Source organism: Comamonas denitrificans (assembly GCF_042654745.1).
GTDB lineage: Bacteria > Pseudomonadota > Gammaproteobacteria > Burkholderiales > Burkholderiaceae_C > Comamonas > Comamonas denitrificans.
In genome coordinates, this window is record NZ_JBHSEY010000001.1 from 54,809 (window position 1) to 75,110 (window position 20,302).

A 20,302-nucleotide genomic window follows, 5' to 3' on the forward strand; every position below is an offset into this window, starting at 1 on the left:
GCCGTTTGCTATTAAAAAAAAGTGAAAGGAGGGGCCATGCACGCCCTGGGTTTCGCCGCGTATTCGGGCACGGGCAAGACGACCTTGCTGGAAAAAATCATCGCCTTGCTGCGCCAGCAGGGGCTGCGGGTGGCCACCGTCAAGCACGCCCACCACGATGTGGACATCGACCAGCCGGGCAAGGACAGCTGGCGCCACCGCCAGGCCGGGGCCAGCCAGGTGCTGCTGGTGTGCGACCGGCGCATGGCGCTGGTGCAGGAGTTCGATGCGCCGCAAGAAATGGATGTCCACGCCATGCTGGCCCAGCTCGACCCGCGCATGGATTGGGCGCTGGTCGAGGGCTTTAAGCAGGGCGATTTGCCCAAAATCGAGCTGTGGCGTGCTCCTGCGCCGGGCCAGCCAGTGCGCCCTTTGCAGTGCTTGAGCGATCCCAGCGTGCTGGCGCTGGCCACTGATGCGCCGCAGCAGCTGCCCCAGCCCTTGCCCGCGCAGGTGGCGCTGTTGGACTTAAATGTCCCTGAGGCCATCGTTGCCTGGATGCTGGCGCAAGGCGAGCGGCTACAGTATGTGCCTCCGAAAACTCCTTGATCTGCCATGTCTCGCGCACCCCTTACTCCCTTAGAAGACGCTTTGGCCGCTGTGCTGGCCCAGGCGCAGCCGCTCCCTGGTGCGGCCTTTGTCGATTTGCTGCAGGCCGATGGCCGGGTGCTGGCGGCCGACTGCATTGCGCCCTTGCAGGTGCCGCCGCTGGACAACTCGGCCATGGATGGCTACGCCGTGCGCAGTGCCGAGGTGGCGCAGGCCGGCACGGTGTTGCCCGTCAGCCAGCGCATTCCCGCCGGGCAGGTGGGCACGGCGCTGCAGGTGGGCACCGTGGCGCGGATTTTTACCGGGGCCCCGCTGCCGCCGGGGGCCGATGCCATCGTTATGCAGGAAGACTGCACGGTGCTGGACGATGGCCGGGTGCGCTTTGACGCGGTGCCGCAACCGGGCCAGTTTGTGCGCCGCGCCGGGCAAGACATTGCCCTGGGCAGCACCGCGCTGCAGGCCGGGCTGCGCCTGACCCCGGCGGCGCTGGGGCTGGCGGCCAGCCTGGGACTGGCGCAACTGCCCGTGGCCCGCCGACCGCGGGTGGCGCTGTTTTCTACGGGCGATGAGCTGGCGCTGCCTGGCAGCATCGCCCCGCAGGATTTGCCGCCGGGGCATATCTTTAACAGCAACCGCTATGTGCTGGCCAGCTTGCTGCAGCGCTGGGGCTGCGAGGTGGTGGATGGTGGCATCCTGCCCGACGACCGGGTGGCCACCCACGCCGCCCTGGCCCAGGCGGCGCAGGATTGCGACCTGCTGGTGACCAGCGCCGGGGTGTCGGTGGGCGAAGAAGACCATGTGCGCCCGGTGGTCGAGCAGCTGGGGGCGCTGTCGCTGTGGAAGATTGCCATGAAGCCGGGCAAGCCCTTTGCCTTTGGCCACGTGCGCCGCAGCAGTGAGGGCAAGACAGCAGGGCAGGCGCACTTTATCGGCCTGCCGGGCAACCCCGTGTCCAGCCTGATCACGGCGCTGGTGCTGCTGCGCCCCTTTGTGCTGGCCTTGCAAGGGGCCAGCGTGGTGCAGCCGCCAGCGCATTGGCTGACGGCGGATTTTGAAATTACCCAGCGCGACAGCCGCCGTGAGTTTTTGCGCGCGCGGCGCAATGCAGCCGGGCGGCTGGAGCTGTTTGCCAACCAGAACTCGGGGGTGCTGACCTCCACCGTCTGGGCCGAGGGCCTGGTGGACAACCCGGCGCAGACCTTGATTGCACGCGGTGATCGCGTGCGCTTTTTGCCTTTTTCGGAGCTGCTCACATGACCAAGACGATTACCGTGCGCTACTTTGCCTCGATCCGCGAGGCCATGGGCACGGGGGAAGAAACCTGGGCCACCACGGCCCCCACCGTGGCGGCTTTGCGCCAAGAGCTGGCCGGGCGCAGTGCCCAGGCCACGCTGGCGCTGGCCGAAGACCAGCCGGTGCGGCTGGCGCTGAACCAAGCCATGTGCCCGCCCGATGCGCCGATTGCGGCGGGCGATGAAGTGGCATTTTTTCCGCCAGTGACTGGGGGGTAGGCTGTTTTTAACGGCAATTGAAGGCGAAAAGACCGAAGTTAATGGCTTTGTCTTTAACTGAACTCAAAATGCCGACTTTGGTCGGCATTTTTGCATGAATTTGCCAGGAAATAGCCGCAGTTGCCGCCCCTGGCCTTTTTCATGCCGGGAGGCTGACCGGGGGCGGGGCGGCTTCCTAAAATCGCCGCCATCACATCAGGAACGGATTCATGACGATGCAGGGTTGGGAGTTGCAGGACATTCATTTACGCCGGGGGCAAACCCCGGTGTTTGCCGGGTTGCACCTGCAATTGCACGAAGCGCGCATTGGCTTGATCGGCTTTAACGGCGCGGGCAAAACCAGTTTGCTGCGCATGCTGGCCGGGCTGGACGTGCCCCAGCAGGGCCGCATCGTGCGCCAGGGCGAGACTTTGCACAGTGCCGAACGTGGCCACGCCCCCAGCCGCCGGGTGGGGCTGATGTTTCAGAACCCGGACGACCAAATCATCTTCCCCACGGTGCAGGAAGAGCTGCAGCTGTCCTGGCGCAGCGCCCACCCCGGCAGCAGCCGGGCGCAGGCGGCCCAGGCGGTGGCGGATTTTTTACAGCAGCGCGGCCTGGCGCACTGGGCCGAGCGGGCCGTGGGCAGCTTAAGCCAAGGCCAGCGCCAATGGGTGTGCTGGCTGGCCATGCGGGTGGCCCAGCCCGAGGTGCTGCTGCTGGACGAGCCCTATGCCAGCCTGGATTTGCCCGGCCAGTTGCGGCTGGCCGCCGACATTGCCGCCTGCCCGCAGCAGGTGCTGGTCTCGACCCACGTGCTGGACTATGTGCGCGACTACCCGCGCGTGCTGTGGCTGGAGCAGGGGCAGTTGCGCCTGGACGGGCCAGGCCAGCAGGTGTGCGCCGCGTACGAGGCGCATGTGCGCGGCCTGGGCATCGACCAGGGGTGGGCGCAGCATGGGTAGTTTGTATAGCGAGTACCGCACGTGGTTGCACGGTTTCAGGGCAGGATTCAAGTTATTTGGCTTGGTGGTTACGGGAATAGCTCTGTTTATTATTCAACCGCTGTGGGCTTTGGCCGCCGTGGCGGCGCTGTGTGCCGGGGTGCTGGTGAGTTTGGGGCCGGCCACGCAACCGGCGCGGCGCTTGCTGGTGGCGGTGCTGGTGGCGGCTTTGTTGGTAGCAGGGTTTCATGTGTGGATGGGCACCTGGCAGCTGGGCGTGGCCAGTGCCTTGCGGCTGTTTTGCGCTTCCAGCCTGGGGGTGGCGCTGACGGTGACCACCCGCACCGGCGATGTGGTGGCGGTGCTGGAATGGCTGCTGCAGCCGCTGCGCCCGCTGGGGGTGGACCCCGAGCGCCTGTCGCTGCAGCTGGGCTTGATGCTGCGCTTTACCGAGCACTTTTTCATCCAGTGGGGCAAGCTGGACGATGCCTACCGCCTGCGCACCGGGCGCGGCGGCGGCTGGCGGCTGGTCGCCCCGCTGGCCGTACACATGTTGCAAACCGCGCGGCGCGTGGCCGATGCGTTGTTTGTCCGCCTGGGCGGTTAGTTTTTTTAAAAAGGAAAGTTTTGCTATGACCACTTTGACGCGCAACAGCGCCCAATCGCTGTCCACCGTTGCCCTGTTTGCCGCTGTCATGGCGGTGCTGGGCCTGGTGCCCAAGATTGACCTGCCCTTTGGCGTGCCCATTACCCTGCAGTCGCTGGGGGTGATGCTGGCCGGGTGCTTGCTGGGCGGCAAGCGCGGCTTTCAGTCGCTGGCCTTGTTTTTGCTGGCCGTGGCCGTGGGGCTGCCGCTGCTCGCAGGCGGGCGCGGGGGGATTGGCGTGTTCATGCTGCCCTCGGCGGGGTATTTGATTGGCTACGCCTTGGCGGCGGGCGTGATTGGCCTGCTCATGGGGCGCTTGCCCAGCAAAACACCCAAGCAAGCGGCCTTGAGTGCCTTGGTGGCCTCGGTGCTGGGTGGGGTGGTGTTTTTGCACGCCCTGGGCATTGCCGGGCTGGTGCTGATTGCGCAAATGCCGCTGGAAAAAGCCTTTCTGGTTGATTTGGCTTTTGTGCCTGGCGACCTAGTCAAGGCCGTGCTGTGTGCGCTGGTGGTGCATACCGTGGCCAAGGCCCTGCCCGATTGGCCGCTGGGTGGCAAAGCCGCATGAGCTGCATGCACCCCATGCATCCCACCACCGCGCCCATGTCCGCGCCCGTGCCACCGGCGTGGCGCTTAGTCCACGATTGCATCGCGCACTGGGCCCAGGTGCAGCCGCAGGCGGTGGCCTTGGCCAGTGAGTGCGAGCAGCTCACCTTTGCCCAACTGCACCAGCGGGTGCAGGCGCAGGCGGTGCAATGGGGGCAATCGGCGTGCGAGCAAGCCGCGCCCACCGTGTTGCTGCCGCTGCACCTGGGGGTGGTCGAGGGACTGGTGCAGTTTCTGGCCGTGCTGGTCAGTGGCCGTTGTGCGGCCATTGGCGATGCGGCCTGGCCCCCGGCCATTGCCCAATCGGTGCAGGCGGCGGTGGCCGCTTTGCCCCCCTACCGGGCTGCAGCGCCAGACCTGATGCCGTTCTACATTGGCTTTACCTCGGGCAGCTCGGGCCAGCCCAAGGGGTTTCGCCGCCACCACCGCTCGTGGGTGGAAAGCTTTGCCATCACCGCGCACACCTTTGGGGCGCAGCTCACCGGCCCGGTGCTGGCCCCAGGGCGCATCAGCCATTCGCTGTTTTTGTTTGCCGCCATGCTGGGGCTGTGGACGGGGCGCGGGGCGCGGGTGCAAGAGAAATTTTCGGCAGAAACCACCTGGGCACAGCTGCAGCAAGCCCCCGGCAGCACCCTGGTTGCCGTGCCCAGCCAGCTTTTGCTGCTGATGCAGATGGCGCAGCGCAAGGGCTGGGCCCCGTTGGCCCAGCCCAGCTTGGTCTTGATCAGCGGGGCCCGCTGGATGCGCGAGCACACGCCGCAGCTGCAAGCGCTTGTGCCGCAGGCGCGGGTGACAGAGTTCTACGGTGCCTCTGAGGCCAGCTACATCACCTGGATGGACGTGGCCGACCGCGCCCACCCGCAGACCGTGGGCCAGCCCTTTGGCAATGTGCAGCTGCGCATCGGCCCCACGCCCCACTGCAGCCTGCCGGTGGGCGAGGTGGGCCGCATCTGGCTGCGCAGCCCCATGCTGTTCATGGATTACGTGCATGCCCTGGATGGCTCGGCCGCCGAGCTGCACGACGGCTGGCTGACCGTGCGCGACATGGGCTGGCTGGATGCCGCCGGCCAGCTCTACCTGTGCGGGCGCGAAAGCCGCATGCTGGTCACCCAGGGCAAGAATCTTTTCCCCGAAGAAGTGGAAGCCTGGCTGCTGGCCCAGCCTGGTGTGGCCCAGGTCAGCGTGATCGGCCTGCCCGATGCACTGCGCGGCCTGCGCATCCATGCCGTGCTGCACGGTGCGGATTTGCCAGCGGCCACGGCCCTGGCCGCAGGCTGCCGGGCGCAGCTCGAAGCCTTTAAAACCCCGCGCCGCTGGTGGCGCTGGCAGGGCGCGTGGCCGCAAACGCGCAGCGGCAAAACCGATACGGCAGCCCTGCAAGCGGCCGTGGCCCAGGCGCTGGCCGGGCAGCCGCCCGCCGCCTTGCAGCCATGGCGGTAAGTCCCTGCTGGCCCATTCTTGGCTGGGCGCGCACCCCGGTGGCCCCGGTGGGTGGGGCGCTGGCCGCTTGCGCGGTGCCGGATTTGACCACCCCGCTCATCACCCACTTGCTGCAGCGTGCGGGGGTGCCGGCCCAGGCGGTGGATGCGCTCATTCTGGGCAATGCCCTGGGGGCCAATGGCAACCCGGCCCGCCTGGCCGCCTTGAGTGCCGGGCTGCCCGACCGGGTGGCGGCCTGGACGCTCGATAGCCAGTGCTGCGCCGGGCTGGATGCCATCACCCACGCCTGCGCCCTGCTGGCGCTGGGGCAGGCCGACATCGTGATTGCCGGTGGGGCCGAGGCCTGGAGCCGCGCCCCCATTCGCCAGCACCGCCCACGCCATGCCGCAGAAGTGGCGCAAACCTACGAGCGCCCCGCCTTTGCCCCGCCGGGGCGCGATCGGGACATGCTGGATGCCGCAGCGGCCATTGCCGGTGCGCAATCGCTGGCCCGCGCGGCGCAGGAGGCCTGGGCGGTGACCAGCCACGCCCGGGCGCTGGCTGCTGCGCCGGGGGATGACGTGGTGCCGGTGGCCGCACTGCTGCGCGATGCCTACCCCCGCGCCCTGACCCCGGCGCGGGCCGCGCGCATGCCCGTAGTGCGCCCTGGGCGCAGTGCCGCTGGCCAGGATTGCAGCCTGAGCACCGTGGCCATTTCGCCCAAAGCCGATGGGGCCGCCCTGCTGCTGCTGGCCAGCCCGGCGGCCTGCCAGCGCTGGCAGCTGCAGCCGCGTGCGCACTGGTTGGGGGCGGTGAGTGTGGGCGCGGCCCCCGAAACCCCCATGCTGGCGGCCCAATGTGCGGCGCTGCAGCTTTTGCAACGGCATGGCCTGCAGGCCGCAGCGCTGCAGGTGCTGGAGCTGCACGATGCCTTTGCCGCCCAGGCGCTGGTCTTTGCCCAGGCTTTGGGGGTGCCGCTGGCGGCACTCAACCGCCAAGGCGGCGGGCTGGCGCGGGGGCATCCGATTGGGGCCTCGGGGGCGATTGCCCTGGTGCAGGCCCTGGCGCAATTGCAGCCGGGGCAAACCGGCCTGGCCGCCATTGCCGGGGCGGGGGGCCTGGGTAGTGCTATTTTAGTGCGTTTGGGCTTATAAATAAAGCGGATACAGCTATTGTTTTTGTGATTATTCGGCCGCGGTTTCTGCTGGGGTGGGCATGGCCGTGCCATCGGCGGCCAAGCGGGTGACCAGCACCTGGTCGATGCGGTAGCTGTCCACGTCGATCACCTCAAACTTGTAGCCGCCCCAGTCCACGCTGTCGGTGCGCCGGGGCACGCGGCGCAGCATGACCATGAGAAAGCCGGCCAAGGTGGCGTATTCCTCATCGTGCGGCAGCTCGTCGAGCTGCAGGGCGTGCAGCACATCGTCAATCGGCGTGATGCCGTCAATCAGCCACGAGTTGGCATCGCGGCGCACGATTTGCTCTTCATCGGCATCGGGGCTGACCAAATCGCCCATCACCGTGCTCATCACATCGTTCAAGGTGACCACGCCCACCACCAGGCTGTATTCGTTCAAGATCACGGCAAAGTCTTCGCGCACCTGCTGGAACTGGTCGAGCACTTCGGCCAGGGTGAGTTTGTCCGGCACGATCAGCACGCGGCGAATCAGGCTGCCGTCTTTGAGCGACAGCGGCTGGTTGTTCAGCGCCCGCTGGAACAGGTCTTTGGCATCCACGTAGCCAATCACATGGTCAATGTCGCCATCGCACACCGGGTAGGTGGAATAGGGCTCTTCGGCAATGCGGGCGCGGATGATGTGGTCGGGGTCATCGCGCAAAAAATAGGCGATGCGGTCGCGCTGCGTCATGGCCGAGGGCACGGTGCGCGAGTTCATGTCCATCACATTGGCAATCACCTGCTGCGCCCGCAGCGCCAGCACCCCGGCGCGGGTGCCATCCTTGGTCATGGCCAAGATATCGTCGCTGGTGATGCGCTCATCGCGCACGGCAGGCAGGCGGAAAATTTTGACCACCGCGTTGGCCAGCCAGTCAAACAGCCACACCAGCGGTTTTAAGACCAACATGCACCACAGCATGGGCTGCAGCAGGCGCACGGCCAGGGCTTCGGGCTTGGCCATGCTCACGCGCTTGGGCAGCAGATCGGCAAACAAAATAAACAGCGAAGTTACCGCCACAAACGACAGCAAAAACCCCGTGGTTTGCGCAGGCCGCTGCGGCAGCCACAGCGCAACCACCTCGGTCAGGTAGGGCGATAGCGCCCCTTCGCCGACCACACCGCCCAAAATGGCCACCGCATTCAAGCCAATTTGGGTGACGGTGAAATATTCCCCCGGCTGGCTTTGAATGTGCATCACCCCTTCTGCGCGCTTGTCGCCATCCTCCAGCATCTGCCGCAGGCGCACCCGCCGCGAGGCCGCGAGGGCAATTTCGGACATAGAGAAAAAAGCGCTGGTGGCAATCAGCAAGGCGATGGTAAGAAGGCTTTGGGTCAAAGTCATAAGTCAATGGGTGGCTGGCAACATGCCCAAGGTTGCCAAAATGCATGCCTCCTGCGCATGCGGGCGTGCAAGATTTTTTGTGCCGCTGCCCTGCGGCCAAAAACGAAAAAACCGCCCAAAAATGGGCGGTTCATCATAAGCGCTTGTTTCTGTGGACGCTGGGATATTTACCCCCAGGCCCACACTGCGCGCTGTAGTGGCCCGTTCAGGCGGCCAGCAGCTTTTTCAGCTCGCCCGATTCGTACATCTCCATCATGATGTCCGAGCCGCCAATAAATTCGCCCTTCACATACAGCTGGGGGATGGTGGGCCACTGGCTGTAGTCTTTGATGCCCTGGCGGATTTCGTCATCTTCCAGCACGTTTACGGTGGCGATCTGGCTGGCCTCAACGCCGCAGGCTTTCAAAATCTGCACCGCACGGCCCGAGAAGCCGCACTGCGGAAAACTGGCGCTGCCCTTCATGAACAGCAAAATGTTGTTGGATTTGACCAATTGGTCGATGCGTTGGTGAACGTCGCTCATGCAGTAACTCCAGGGCTAAAAAGACGCTGCGCTCCAAAGGCGCAACAGCGGGGGATTATTTCATTGTCTGGGTGGACTGGGGGGGCGCAGGGAGAAAGATGGATTTTCAATTTTGATTTAGCCACTGCCCTCCGGTACAACGCCACTGCCCGGCCAGATCTTGGCGGCTGCTGACGTGCGCAAAACCGGCCTGGCGCAAGAGGGTTTGCACCGCCTCGGCCTGGTCCCAGCCGTGCTCCAGCAGCAGCCAGCCGCCTGGGTGCAAATGTGCCGGGGCCTGGGCGGCGATGGTGCGGATATCGTCCAGCCCGTCCGCGCCGCTGGTCAGCGCTTGGCGGGGTTCGTGGCGCAGGGCCGCCATGTGCGGATCGTCCTGGCGGATGTAGGGCGGATTGCTCACGATGAGGTCGAACACCCCATCGACGCGGCTTAGCCATGCGCCCTGGATAAAGCGCACCGGCAACTGCAGCCGCTGGGCATTGGCCTGGGCCACGGCCAGCGCATCGGCGCTGACATCCACGGCCGTGACGCTGGCCTGCGGGCGCTGGTGTTGCAGCGCCAAGGCAATCGCCCCGCTGCCGGTGCCCAAATCGGCCACACAGCAGGGGGTATGGGGGGCCATGTGCTCCAGCGCCCATTCGACCAAAATTTCTGTATCCGGGCGCGGATCAAGCACGCGTGCATCCACCTGCAACGGCAAGCCGAAAAATTCTTTGCAGCCCGTCAGGTACGCCACCGGCACCGCATCCAGGCGCTGGGCACACAGGGCGGCGTACTGTTGCGCTTGCGCGGGGGTGAGCAGCTGATCGTCGTGCGTGAGCAGCCAGGCGCGGCTGTTGTGCCCCAGCAGGTGCAGCAGCAGCAGTTGCGCGTCGATGCGCTCCAGCCCGGCCTGCTGGGCCTGGCGCAGCGCCTGGGCAATGGTGAGCGCATCAATGGGCGCACTAATGGGCGCATCAATGGGCGCAGTGGTGAACAGGGCGGGCTCAGGCATTGATCGCCAGCTCTTCGAGCAACTCGGCCTCGCGGGCGGCTTGCAGGGCATCGAGCACTTCGCCCAAATCGCCTTCCATGATGTTCAGCAACTTGTACAAAGTGAGGTTGATGCGGTGGTCGGTCAGCCGCCCCTGTGGAAAGTTGTAGGTGCGGATGCGGTCGCTGCGGTCGCCGCTGCCCACCAAGCCTTTGCGCAGGGCCGCTTCTTTGGCTTCGCGCTCTTTGCGCTCTTTTTCTTGAATCCGTGCTTGCAGCACCTGCAGCGCCTTGGCCTTGTTGCTGTGCTGGCTGCGCCCGTCCTGGCACTCGGCGACGATGCCGGTGGGCAGGTGGACCACGCGCACGGCCGAGTCCGTTTTGTTGATGTGCTGGCCCCCGGCCCCGCTGGCGCGGAAGGTGTCGATGCGCAGGTCGGCCGGGTTCAGGGTGATGGCCTGGGCTTCGTCCGGCTCGGGCATGACGGCCACCGTGCAGGCGCTGGTGTGGATGCGGCCCTGGGTCTCGGTTTCGGGCACGCGCTGCACGCGGTGGCCGCCCGATTCAAAGCGCAGGCGGCCATAGACGTTGTCGCCCTCGATGCGCAGCACCACTTCTTTGAAGCCGCCAATCTCGTTTTCATTGGCGCTCATGATCTCCACGCGCCAGCCTTGCTCGGCGGCGTAGCGGGTGTACATGCGCGTGAGGTCGCCGGCAAACAGGGCCGATTCATCGCCGCCGGTGCCGGCGCGGATTTCCATGAAGGCGTTGCGTTCGTCGTCCGGGTCTTTGGGCAGCAGCAGGCGCTGCAATTCGTCTTCCAGCTGCTGCAGCTCTTGATCGGCGCTGGCGATTTCTTCCTGGGCCATCTCGGCCATATCGGGGTCATTGAGCAGCTCGTGCGCGGTGGCGCGGTCGGCCTCGCATTGCTGGTAGCGGGCGTAGCGGCCGGCGATTTGCGTCACGTCGGCGTGTTCGCGCGAGATGCGGCGGTACTGCTGCATGTCGCCCATGATGTCTTCGCGCGAGAGGAGAAAGTCCAGTTCGTGCAGGCGCTGGGTGTAGCGCTCCAGCTGGCGGCGCAGAAAATCTTGCATAAGAAGGGCTAAAGAGGCAGAAAGCTATTGAATAAATAGCTGTTAGCGCTTGAAATACAAGGTTTTCAGGTGTTTTATCCTTAAAAATCAATCAGGACAAGCGCTAGCAGCTACGAAAGCAAGGGGCAGCGCTAACGCTGCGAACCCTGGGCTGTGTGTCCGCGCAGGAACAGGCGCTGCACCGTGGCGGCGGCCTGCGCGCGCTCTGCGTCGCTGCCTTGGCGCAGGGCGGTCATGCTGCCGTGCAGCATTTTTTGCGTCAGGCCGCGCGAGAGGGCTTCGAGCACGGCGTCCACATCCTCGCCCTTGGCCAGCAGCTTTTTGGCGCGGGCGATTTCTTGGGCCCGCCAGGCATCGGTTTGCTGGTTGAGCTGCTGGATGAGCGGCACCGCGCCGCCTTGCGGGTTGCGCTGCTCTAGCCAATGCAAAAAGCTTTGCACGCCGTGGTCGATGATGACTTCGGCCTGCTCGACGGCCGCCTGGCGCTGGGCCTGGCCGGTGCGCACCACGCTGGCCAGATCATCGACGGTGTAGAGGTACACGTCGCGCAGGTCTTTGACCTCGGATTCGATGTCGCGCGGCACGGCCAGATCGACCATGAAGATGGGGCGGTGTTTGCGCTTTTTTAAGGCCCGTTCGACCGCGCCCAGGCCGATGATGGGCAGGGTGGAGGCGGTGCAGCTGATCACCGCGTCGTATTCGTGCAGGTGCTCGGGCAGCTCGCCCAGCGGCATGGTGCTGGCACCAAACTGGGAGGCCAGTTTTTCGCCGCGCTCGGCCGTGCGGTTGGCAATCGTCATCTGCTTGGGATGGCGGGCGGCAAAGTGGGTTGAGACCAGCTCAATCATCTCGCCCGCGCCAACAAACAGGATGCGAATTTGCGTCAAATCCTCAAACAGCTGGCTGGCCAGGCGCACGGCAGCGGCGGCCATGCTGATGCTGTGCGCACCGATTTCGGTGCTGCTGCGCACCTCTTTGGCCACCGCAAAGCTGCGCTGAAACAGCTGGTGCAAGGTGCTGCCCAGCGCCCCGGCATCTTCGGCCGCGCGCACGGCGTTTTTCAGTTGGCCCAAAATTTGCGCTTCGCCCAGCACCATGGAGTCGAGGCCCGATGCCACGCGAAAGGCATGGCGGGCCACACCACCGTCTTCCAGCAAGTAGGAGTGCGAGCGCAGCACCTCGGGGCTGACACCGCCGGACTGGGCCAGCCAGCCCAGGGTGTGGTCCAGCGCGGGGGCGTTGGCGGCGCAGTAAATTTCGGTGCGGTTGCAGGTGGAGAGGATGGCAGTTTCTACCTGCGGGTGGTGGGTGGCGCTGGTCAATGCGCTGCGCAGCCCCTGCAACGTAGGGGCGATTTGATCGAGTGCAAACGCAAAACGGCCGCGCAAATCAAGCGGTGCCGTGTTGTGGTTGATGCCTAATGCCCAAACTGCCATAGGGCGCGATTATAAAATTAGTTACCGGCCCAGGGTTAGCCCGAGGGGAAACACTTGATCTGGGTCATGTTGAACATGGATTTCATCGTCTTTTTTTGGCACTTGCTGAACTTTTTCGCCCCGGCGGCCTTTTTGGCCGTGGCCTTGGGCCTGGGGGCATGGTTGCTGCGCATACCTCGGCGTTTGCCGCTGTGGACGGGCGTGGGCCTGAATTTTGTGGTGGGCTGCAGTGTGCTGGGGGCGGGCTTGGTGCTGACGGGCAGCGATGGCAAGCTGGTGACTTACGTGGCTTTGGTGCTGGCCATGGGCTCGGGCCAGTGGCTGCTGACCCCAGGGGGCAAGCCCGCAATTGAAAAATAGCAAAGCGCTTGCCGCTTATAAATAAAGGGATTCAGGTAAATATATGCCTGAATCCCTTTTTAAATTGAGCGTAAACAGCTCTTTATTTGCGAGCAGCAATCGCCTTTTCGGCCATATCGACCAGGTTGGTGCCAATTTGCGGTTTCCACTTGGTGTAAACGGCCTTGGTGGCATCGGCAAAGGCTTTGCGCTGCTCGGCGTTCAGGTCGGTGACGGTCACACCCAGGGCCTCCAGCTCTTTGACCAAAGGCTTGCCGGCTTCGACCAAGCCTTTGCGGGCAATGGCGATTTCTTCGCGGCCCGCATCAATGGCGGCCTGGCGCACGATCTCGCGGTCTTCGGGGGTCCAGCTGGCCCACACGTCTTTGTTCACCACAAAAATCAGCGGGTCGTTCATGTAGCCCCACAGGGTGACGTGTTTTTGGCCCACCGATTGCAGCTTGGCCGCTTGAAATACGGACAGCGGGTTTTCTTGCCCATCCACCGCTTTGCTGGCCATGGCGGGCTGGGCATCGGCCCAGCTCATTTGGGTGGGGTTGGCCCCCAGGGCGGTGAAGGTGTCCATGAACAGCGGGGAGCCGACCACGCGCAGCTTCAGGCCTTTCAAATCGGCCGGTTGGGTGATGGCGTGTTTGGAGTTGCTGATTTCGCGGTAGCCGTTTTCGCCCCAGGCCAGGGGCTGCACGCCGGCTTTGTCCAGAATTTTGAAAATCTCTTGGCCCGGTGCGCCCTGGGTGACGGCATCGACGGCAGCAAAGTCGGGGAACAAGAAGGGCAGCGAGAACAGGTTCAGCGCTTTGACCTGGGGTGACCAGTTGATGGTGGAGCCCACCGCCATGTCGATCACGCCCTGGCGGATGGCGCTGAACTCGCGCGTTTGGTCGCCCTGCACCAGCGAGGTACCGGGGTAGAGCTTGATGTTGATGCGCCCGTTGGTGCGCTCGCGCACCTTATCGGCCCACAGCTGGCCGCCTTGTCCCCAGGGGAAGGCGGTGCCCAGCACCAGCGACATGCGGTATTCGTCCTTGTACTTGGCCTGCGCCTGGGCGGCGGTGGGCAGGCCCACGGCCAGCAAGGTGGCTGCAGCCGCCGTGGCGGTCAGCAGGGTGCGCAAAGAAGGTTTTTGCAGTTTCATGAGATGTCTCCTATCGTTTTACGAACACGGGGTGATCAATACCCCAGCTTGTGTGGCAGCCACAGCGCTATCTGCGGCCACTGCAACACCATGAGCATGGCCACGGTCATGGCCAGCACCAACCACAGCACCCAGCGGGTGGTGGCTTCCATGCGCACTTGGGCGATCTTGCTGGCCACCATCAGGTTCACGGCCATCGGAGGGGTGAATTGGCCAATGGCCACCGTCAGCACCGTCAGCACGCCGAACCACACCACGTCCCATTGGTAATGCACCATCAGCGGGTACAGCAGGGGCACAAAAATCAGCAGGATGGAGATGCCGTCCAAAAACATGCCCAGCACCAGCAGCAGGGCCAGCACCAACAGCAAAATGCCCGTGGAGCCCAGGCCGGAGTTCACGATGGCTTGGGTGATCGGGTCAATCACCCCCAGAGTGGACAGCGAGAAGGCGAAGATGCCCGCCAGCGAGACCACGATCAAAATCACCGCCGACAACTCGCCCGCTTCGCGCAGGATGTCAAACAAATCGCGCACGCCAATGCTGCGGTGCACGACCATGCCGACAAACAGGCCGTAGAACACGGCCACCACGGCGGCCTCGGTCGGGGTGAACCAGCCCATGCGCATACCGCCCAAAATCAGCACCGGCGCGGCCAGCCCCCAGGCGGCTTCGCGCAAGCTTTTCCAGAACGGCGGGCGTGGCAAGCTGGCTTCAAGTTGGCCCATGCCGTGGCGGCGGGCCAGCCAGACGGCAGGAATAATCAGCGCCAGCCCGGCCAGCACCCCAGGAAACAGGCCGGCCGCAAACAGCGCGGGCACCGAAGCGCCGGGCACCAGCACCGAATACACAATAAAAGCCACCGAGGGCGGAATCAAAATATCGGTCGCCGCTGCGCCGGCCACCACGCTGGCGGAGAAACCGGCGGGGTACCCGGCGCGGTGCATGGCGGCAATCATCACCCCACCCACCGCTGCGGCCGTGGCCGGGCCCGAGCCGGAGATGCCGCCCATGAACATGGCCACGCCAATGGCCACCAGCGGCAGCATGCCGGGCCCGCGCCCAACGATGGCGACGGCAAAATTTACCAGCCGCGCCGCCACGCCCGAGCGGTCAAAAATTGAGCCCACCAGCACAAACATCGGAATGGCCAGCAGCGGGTATTTGCCCAGTCCGGCGTAAAAGTTTTGCGGCACGGCCAACAGGCCAAACCATTGGCTGTCGGCATTGGCCAGGGCGATGCAGGCCGCCCCCGCCAGCCCCAGGGCGGCCCCAATGGGCACGCCGGCCATCATCATGCTCAAGAAAACAATAAACAGCAGGCTGGCAATCATGGCTGATCCGCCTGTGGTTTCTACGTTTGGGCGGGTGCGGTGGTGTTTTCGGCGGCCTCGGTGCCCTCGATCATTTCAGGGGCAAAGGCCGCTGGATGGCCTTGGCGCACAAACAAGCCCAAGGCACGCAAGGCAATGGCCACCGAGCAAATGGGCAGCCACATCGAATACCACCACTGCGGCACGCCAATGCCGGGCGAGGTTTCTTCGTAGCGCCAGTCGTCCCAGACCAGGCGCACGCTGAGCACGGCCAGCACGGTAAAGAGCAGGGCCGTCATCAGCGCCCCCAGTCGGGCCAAACGGCGGCGGCGCTGGGCGCTGCCGTTGCCGCTGAAAAATTCAATGCGAATGTGCTGGTCGCGCGCCACGGCCGAACTGCCACCGACCATGGCCAGCACGATCATTAAAAAGATGGAAATTTCTTCGGTCCAGGCAAACGAGGTGTCGGTGAAGTAGCGCAGCAGCACATTGGCAAAGGTGATCAAGGCCAGGGCGGCCATGATGAGCACGACCAACCAATCTTCTAAGGCCAAGGCTTTGGCCGTGGGCGGGGATGCAGGATTGGCAGTGGGCGGGAAATCGGTCATAGCGGCGCATTATTGCGAACTTCACCCCTGACGAACTGCAAAGCCAGCACCCGCCAAACACGAAGGCAGCGCGATAATTGCGCGATGGAAACCAAATGGCTTGAAGATTTTGTCAGCTTGGCCGAGACGCGCAGCTTTAGCCGCTCTGCCCAGCTGCGTCACGTTACGCAACCGGCTTTCTCGCGCCGCATCCAGGCGCTGGAGGCCTGGGCCGGGGCCGATCTGGTCGATCGCAGCTCCTATCCCACACGCCTGACCCCGGCAGGCAAGACCATGTATGACCAGGCGCTGGAGATGCTGCAAGCGCTGCAAAGCACGCGCTCGATGCTGCGGGCGCACGCCAGCTCGGATGCCAGCATGGTGGGCTTTGCCGTGCCGCATACGCTGGCTTTTACCTTTTTTCCGCGCTGGGTGGCGCAGGTGCAAGCCAGCTTCGGGCCGTTCAAAAGCCGCCTGATTGCGCTGAACGTCCACGATGCGGTGATGCGCTTGGTGGAGGGCGGTTGTGACCTGCTCATCGTGTACCACCACAGCTCACAACCGCTGGAGCTGGATGCTTCGCGCTACGAAATGGTCAATCTGGGGCAAGAACTGCTGGCCCCGTATTGCAAACCGGACAACCTGGGCCAGCCGCTGTTTCCACTGCCCGGTAGCAGTGAGCGCCCCTTGCCGTTTTTGGCCTATGGCCCCGGTGCTTACTTGGGCCGCTTGACGGAGCTGATTCTGAAAGAGGCCGGCGTGCCCGTGCACTTAGAGCGGGCCTATGAAACCGACATGGCTGAAGGCTTGAAAGCCATGGCGCTGGAGGGCTTGGGGGTGGCCTTTTTGCCCTTTAGCGCTGTGCGCGATGAGCTGCAAAATGGCCGCTTGGTGAATGCCGCCTTGCCTGGCGGCCCGCAATTTTCGCTGCCGATGAATTTGTTGGGCTACCGCGAAAAACCCAACCCCAATCACAGCAACAAAGAAAACCGGGTTGTGCATGCCCTGTGGCATTTCTTGCAAGAGCAGGCGGCAGGCTTGCCTTTGGCCGGATAAACAAAAAAAATGCAGGTTTAAGGGTTTTTCCGGAGGAAACCACCAATAGCCGGGCAGCCTGCGTCCTTTACGATGAAGCGCTTATTCTTTTGCGTGCCATTTTTTGCATGCACAATTTGCACACGCTTTCGTATCACGCTGGCAACAGCAAGGAGACCCCCCTTATGAAAAAACATTTGCTAGCACTGGCGGTAACCGCATTGGCCGCCACCAGCGCCATGGCCCAGGCGGGCGACACCCTGGCCAAAGTCAAATCCTCGGGTGCCATTACTTTGGGCGTGCGGGAATCGTCCGGCGCTTTGGGCTACACCCTGGGCGACGGCAAGTTTGTGGGTTTCCACACGGAAATGGCCGAAAACATTGTCCGCGATATGCAAAAAAATCTGGGCTTGGCCAAGCTGGACATTAAATACCAGCCAGTGACCTCGCAAAACCGTATTCCCTTGGTGACCAATGGCACGGTGGATCTGGAGTGCGGCTCCACCACTAACGACCTGAACCGCCAAAAAGAGGTGGATTTTGCCAATACCACCTATGTGGAGCAGGTGCGCATTGCAGTGCGCAAAGACTCCAACATCAAAGACGTGGAAGACCTCAACGGCAAGACCGTGGCCACCACCACCGGCACCACTTCGGTGCAACTGCTGCGCCAAAGCAAGCGCGGCGGCAACATCGACTTTAAAAACATCCTTGGCAAAGACCATGCCGACAGCTTCTTGCTGCTGGAAACCGGCCGGGCCGATGCCTTTGTGATGGATGGCTCCATCTTGGCGGGCAACATCTCCAAATCCAAAAACGCCAAGGATTTCGTGATTGTGGGCGAGCCCCTGTCCACCGAACCCATCGCCTGCATGGTGCGCAAGAACGACCCAGCGTTCCTGAAAGCCGTGAACGACTCCATCGCCCGCCAAGCCAACGATGGCACCTTGGCCAAGCTGTGGGATAAGTGGTTCATCCAGCCGATCCCGCCTGCCAACGTGGCTGTGGGCCTGCCCCTGTCGGATGCCACCAAAAATGCCTGGGCCAACCCCAACAACAAGCCCAAGGAAGATTACAACAAGTAATTACTGAGTTGGCCGATCACGCCCCTGCCCGCTTTGCGCGGGCGGGGCGTTTTTGTTGGTGTTTCATTGTTGGTGATCGCTCTGCTTTAAGAGGAGGTGCCCCCTATGGCATGGGATTGGCAAATGTTTTGTGAAGACACCCTGGACCGCAGCCCGGTGCCCGGATGTTTTGGTAAGAATGGTGACATCACTTACCTTGACTGGATGCTGTCTGCCTGGGGCTGGACGGTGTCGGTGTCGGTATTGGCCCTGCTGCTGGCGTTGGCCAGCGGCATGATTATTGGCGTGCTGCGCACCCTGCCCAATAACAAGTGGGCGGTGCGCTTTGGCAATGCGTGGGTGGAGTTTTTCCGCAATATTCCGCTGCTGGTGCAGATTTTTCTGTGGTACCACGTGATTCCGGCGATTTTCCCGGCGCTCAAATCGGTTTCCGGCTTTGTGTTGGTGGTGCTGGCCCTGGGGTTTTTCACCTCGGCGCGCATTGCCGAGCAGGTGCGCTCAGGGATCGAGGCGCTGCCACGCGGCCAGCGCCATGCGGCCATGGCCATGGGCTTTACCACCTGGCAGGTGTACCGCTATGTGCTGCTGCCCAATGCGCTGCGCATCATCATTCCGCCGCTGACCAGCGAGACGATGAATATTTTCAAAAACTCTTCCGTGGCCTTTGCCGTCTCGGTGGCCGAGCTGACCATGTACGCCATGCAGGTGCAGGAAGAAACCGGGCGCGGGGTCGAGGTGTACCTGGCAGTGACGGGCCTGTACGTCATTTCGGCCTTTGCCATCAACCGCATCATGGCCTGGATTGAGAAACGCTCGCGGGTGCCGGGTCTGAGTGCGCCGAGCATGGCAGGTGGGGGGCATTGAGCATGAATCTTTCACTCGATTGGTCGTTTTACAACTGGGACTTGATCAGCAACTTTGTCCTTAAAGGGCTGGCCTTTAGCCTGATGCTGACAGTGATTGCCACCGTGGGCGGGGTGTTTTTTGGCACGCTGCTGGCGCTGATGCGCTTGTCCGGGAAAAAGTGGCTGGATGTGCCCGCCACCATCTACGTGAACGGTATGCGCTCCATTCCGCTGGTGATGGTGATTTTGTGGTTCTTTCTGCTGGTGCCCATGCTCATTGGCCGCCCGATTGGCGCAGAGATTTCGGCCATCATCACCTTCACGGCCTTTGAGGCGGCGTACTTCTCGGAAATCATGCGGGCGGGCATCCAGTCCGTGCCCCGTGGTCAGGTGTTTGCCGGGCAGGCGCTGGGCATGAGCTATGGGCAGAACATGCGCTTGGTGGTGCTGCCGCAAGCGTTTCGCAACATGCTGCCGGTGCTGCTGACGCAAACCATCATCCTGTTCCAGGACACCTCGCTGGTGTACGCCATTGGCGCTTACGACATGCTCAAGGGCTTTGAAGTGGCGGGCAAAAACTATGGCCGCCCGGTCGAGGCTTATATCGCTGCGGCGGTACTTTATTTTGTGATTTGCTTTGGCCTGTCGTGGATTGTCAAACGCATCCACAAGAAGATTGCCATCATCCGCTAAGAACGTGTTCATGATCTCGAATGAAGGTGTGAGGGATGCGGTTCGGGATGGGTTGCGAGGCGCAAACCACAGCAATAGCTTGGCTATTGCGAGGATTTGCAACGACGCAGACCGCCCGAAGCCGCGCCCACACACCCATGAGGAGATCGTGAACACGTTCTAAGCCCGGCGCGTGCACAGCGCAACAGCGAAAGGAATTCTTATGATTGAAATGAAAAACGTCTCCAAGTGGTACGGCAGCTTTCAGGTGCTGAACGAGTGCTCGACCAACATCGAAAAAGGCGAAGTGGTCGTGGTCTGCGGGCCGTCTGGCTCGGGCAAATCGACCTTGATCAAAACCATCAACGCGCTGGAGCCTATCCAGCAGGGCGAAATCTGGGTGAATGGCGTGGGTGTACACGACCCCAAAACCAATCTGCCCAAGCTGCGCAGCCAGGTGGGCATGGTGTTTCAGCACTTTGAGCTGTTTCCGCACCTGACGGTGACCGAGAACCTGACCATCGCCCAAATGAAGGTGCTGGGCCGCAACGACACCGATGCCAAGGCCCACGGCCTGAAGTACCTTGAGCGCGTGGGCCTGCTGGCGCACCGGGACAAATTCCCCGGCCAGCTCTCGGGCGGTCAGCAGCAGCGCGTGGCGATTGCCCGGGCGCTGTCCATGGACCCCATCGTCATGCTGTTCGATGAGCCCACCAGCGCCCTCGACCCCGAAATGGTGGGCGAGGTGCTGGATGTGATGGTCAGCCTGGCCCATGAGGGCATGACCATGATGTGCGTGACCCACGAAATGGGCTTTGCCAAAAAAGTGGCCAGCCGCGTCATCTTTATGGACGTGGGCGGCAAGATGCTGGAGGACTGCTCGAAAGACGACTTCTTCGGCCACCCCGAGGCCCGCCAGCCGCGCACCAAGGATTTCTTAAGCAAAATCTTGCAGCATTGATTGCAGCGTGGCTGCTTTTGCTCTTTAAAAGAGAGCTGTTTGCGCTTTATCTATATAATTTTTAGGGCT

22 protein-coding genes are annotated in these 20,302 nt (G+C 63.2%); 14 read left to right on the plus strand and 8 right to left on the minus strand.

What is annotated here, in order from left to right:
• Positions 1-36 precede the first annotated feature (36 nt).
• From mobB to ACFO24_RS00320, 8 genes are all read left to right on the plus strand, one after another.
• Positions 37-588 (plus strand): molybdopterin-guanine dinucleotide biosynthesis protein B, encoded by a 552-nt coding sequence (mobB, locus tag ACFO24_RS00285; protein ID WP_377736020.1) that lies wholly within the window; start codon positions 37-39, stop codon positions 586-588.
• A 6-nt stretch (positions 589-594) separates the two neighbouring features.
• Entirely contained in the window at positions 595-1,845 is a 1,251-nt protein-coding gene (locus ACFO24_RS00290; RefSeq protein ID WP_377736022.1) for a molybdopterin molybdotransferase MoeA, read from the plus strand.
• Positions 1,842-2,099, plus strand: coding sequence for a molybdopterin converting factor subunit 1 (gene moaD, locus ACFO24_RS00295; RefSeq protein ID WP_377736024.1), 258 nt, complete (start codon positions 1,842-1,844; stop codon positions 2,097-2,099). Before ACFO24_RS00290 ends, moaD begins: the two co-directional genes overlap by 4 nt.
• A gap of 209 nt (positions 2,100-2,308) precedes the next feature.
• The gene (locus ACFO24_RS00300) at positions 2,309-3,043 is read left to right on the plus strand and encodes an energy-coupling factor ABC transporter ATP-binding protein (protein ID WP_377736026.1); all 735 of its coding nucleotides are present in this window, start codon (positions 2,309-2,311) and stop codon (positions 3,041-3,043) included.
• Positions 3,036-3,629, plus strand: coding sequence for a CbiQ family ECF transporter T component (locus ACFO24_RS00305; protein ID WP_377736029.1), 594 nt, complete (start codon positions 3,036-3,038; stop codon positions 3,627-3,629). The genes ACFO24_RS00300 and ACFO24_RS00305 overlap by 8 nt, the downstream gene beginning before the upstream one ends.
• Before the next feature lie 25 nt (positions 3,630-3,654).
• A complete protein-coding gene (locus ACFO24_RS00310; RefSeq protein WP_377736031.1) occupies positions 3,655-4,236 on the plus strand; it encodes a biotin transporter BioY in 582 nt (193 codons plus the stop codon).
• A 14-nt stretch (positions 4,237-4,250) separates the two neighbouring features.
• Positions 4,251-5,714 carry an AMP-binding protein gene (locus tag ACFO24_RS00315; RefSeq protein ID WP_377736033.1) on the plus strand — a complete coding sequence of 488 codons (1,464 nt, stop codon included), beginning with the start codon at positions 4,251-4,253 and terminating at the stop codon, positions 5,712-5,714.
• Positions 5,705-6,847, plus strand: coding sequence for an acetyl-CoA C-acyltransferase (locus ACFO24_RS00320; protein WP_377736035.1), 1,143 nt, complete (start codon positions 5,705-5,707; stop codon positions 6,845-6,847). The genes ACFO24_RS00315 and ACFO24_RS00320 overlap by 10 nt, the downstream gene beginning before the upstream one ends.
• A gap of 30 nt (positions 6,848-6,877) precedes the next feature.
• On the opposite strand, the gene paeA is transcribed toward ACFO24_RS00320, so the two are convergent.
• From paeA to hemA, 5 genes are all read right to left on the minus strand, one after another.
• Positions 6,878-8,212: a polyamine export protein PaeA gene (paeA, locus tag ACFO24_RS00325; protein ID WP_377736037.1), complete on the minus strand. Its 1,335-nt coding sequence runs from the start codon at positions 8,210-8,212 to the stop codon at positions 6,878-6,880.
• A 205-nt stretch (positions 8,213-8,417) separates the two neighbouring features.
• The gene (gene grxD / locus ACFO24_RS00330) at positions 8,418-8,735 is read right to left on the minus strand and encodes a Grx4 family monothiol glutaredoxin (RefSeq protein ID WP_207574548.1); all 318 of its coding nucleotides are present in this window, start codon (positions 8,733-8,735) and stop codon (positions 8,418-8,420) included.
• A gap of 106 nt (positions 8,736-8,841) precedes the next feature.
• The gene (gene prmC / locus ACFO24_RS00335; protein ID WP_377736040.1) at positions 8,842-9,729 is read right to left on the minus strand and encodes a peptide chain release factor N(5)-glutamine methyltransferase; all 888 of its coding nucleotides are present in this window, start codon (positions 9,727-9,729) and stop codon (positions 8,842-8,844) included.
• A complete protein-coding gene (gene prfA / locus ACFO24_RS00340; protein ID WP_377736042.1) occupies positions 9,722-10,804 on the minus strand; it encodes a peptide chain release factor 1 in 1,083 nt (360 codons plus the stop codon). The genes prmC and prfA overlap by 8 nt, the downstream gene beginning before the upstream one ends.
• A gap of 131 nt (positions 10,805-10,935) precedes the next feature.
• On the minus strand, positions 10,936-12,240 hold the full coding sequence (gene hemA / locus ACFO24_RS00345; RefSeq protein ID WP_377736045.1) for a glutamyl-tRNA reductase: 1,305 nt from the start codon (positions 12,238-12,240) through the stop codon (positions 10,936-10,938).
• Between the two features lie 66 nt (positions 12,241-12,306).
• Here hemA and ACFO24_RS00350 point away from each other — a divergent pair, with 66 nt between their 5' ends.
• On the plus strand, positions 12,307-12,600 hold the full coding sequence (locus tag ACFO24_RS00350; RefSeq protein WP_377736047.1) for a hypothetical protein: 294 nt from the start codon (positions 12,307-12,309) through the stop codon (positions 12,598-12,600).
• Positions 12,601-12,682: 82 nt separating this feature from the next.
• Here ACFO24_RS00350 and ACFO24_RS00355 read toward each other — a convergent pair whose 3' ends face one another.
• From ACFO24_RS00355 to ACFO24_RS00365, 3 genes are read right to left on the minus strand one after another with little or no spacing between them, the layout of a single operon-like run.
• On the minus strand, positions 12,683-13,735 hold the full coding sequence (locus tag ACFO24_RS00355; protein WP_377736049.1) for a DctP family TRAP transporter solute-binding subunit: 1,053 nt from the start codon (positions 13,733-13,735) through the stop codon (positions 12,683-12,685).
• Between the two features lie 35 nt (positions 13,736-13,770).
• Positions 13,771-15,069: a TRAP transporter large permease gene (locus ACFO24_RS00360; protein WP_377736051.1), complete on the minus strand. Its 1,299-nt coding sequence runs from the start codon at positions 15,067-15,069 to the stop codon at positions 13,771-13,773.
• 20 nt (positions 15,070-15,089) lie between these two features.
• Positions 15,090-15,656 (minus strand): TRAP transporter small permease, encoded by a 567-nt coding sequence (locus ACFO24_RS00365; protein ID WP_377736054.1) that lies wholly within the window; start codon positions 15,654-15,656, stop codon positions 15,090-15,092.
• Between the two features lie 84 nt (positions 15,657-15,740).
• On the opposite strand from ACFO24_RS00365, the gene ACFO24_RS00370 reads away from it, so the two are divergent.
• The 5 genes from ACFO24_RS00370 (at position 15,741) to ACFO24_RS00390 (ending at position 20,233) form a co-directional block, all read left to right on the plus strand.
• A complete protein-coding gene (locus ACFO24_RS00370) occupies positions 15,741-16,691 on the plus strand; it encodes a LysR substrate-binding domain-containing protein (RefSeq protein WP_207574555.1) in 951 nt (316 codons plus the stop codon).
• Positions 16,692-16,855: 164 nt separating this feature from the next.
• Positions 16,856-17,755: an amino acid ABC transporter substrate-binding protein gene (locus ACFO24_RS00375; protein WP_377736057.1), complete on the plus strand. Its 900-nt coding sequence runs from the start codon at positions 16,856-16,858 to the stop codon at positions 17,753-17,755.
• Positions 17,756-17,860: 105 nt separating this feature from the next.
• Positions 17,861-18,619, plus strand: coding sequence for an amino acid ABC transporter permease (locus ACFO24_RS00380; RefSeq protein WP_377736060.1), 759 nt, complete (start codon positions 17,861-17,863; stop codon positions 18,617-18,619).
• A 2-nt stretch (positions 18,620-18,621) separates the two neighbouring features.
• Positions 18,622-19,293, plus strand: a complete 672-nt coding sequence (locus ACFO24_RS00385; RefSeq protein ID WP_207574558.1) for an amino acid ABC transporter permease — start codon at positions 18,622-18,624, stop codon at positions 19,291-19,293.
• Positions 19,294-19,495: 202 nt separating this feature from the next.
• Complete coding sequence (locus tag ACFO24_RS00390; RefSeq protein WP_207574559.1) at positions 19,496-20,233, plus strand: amino acid ABC transporter ATP-binding protein; 738 nt, start codon at positions 19,496-19,498, stop codon at positions 20,231-20,233.
• Positions 20,234-20,302 lie beyond the last annotated feature (69 nt).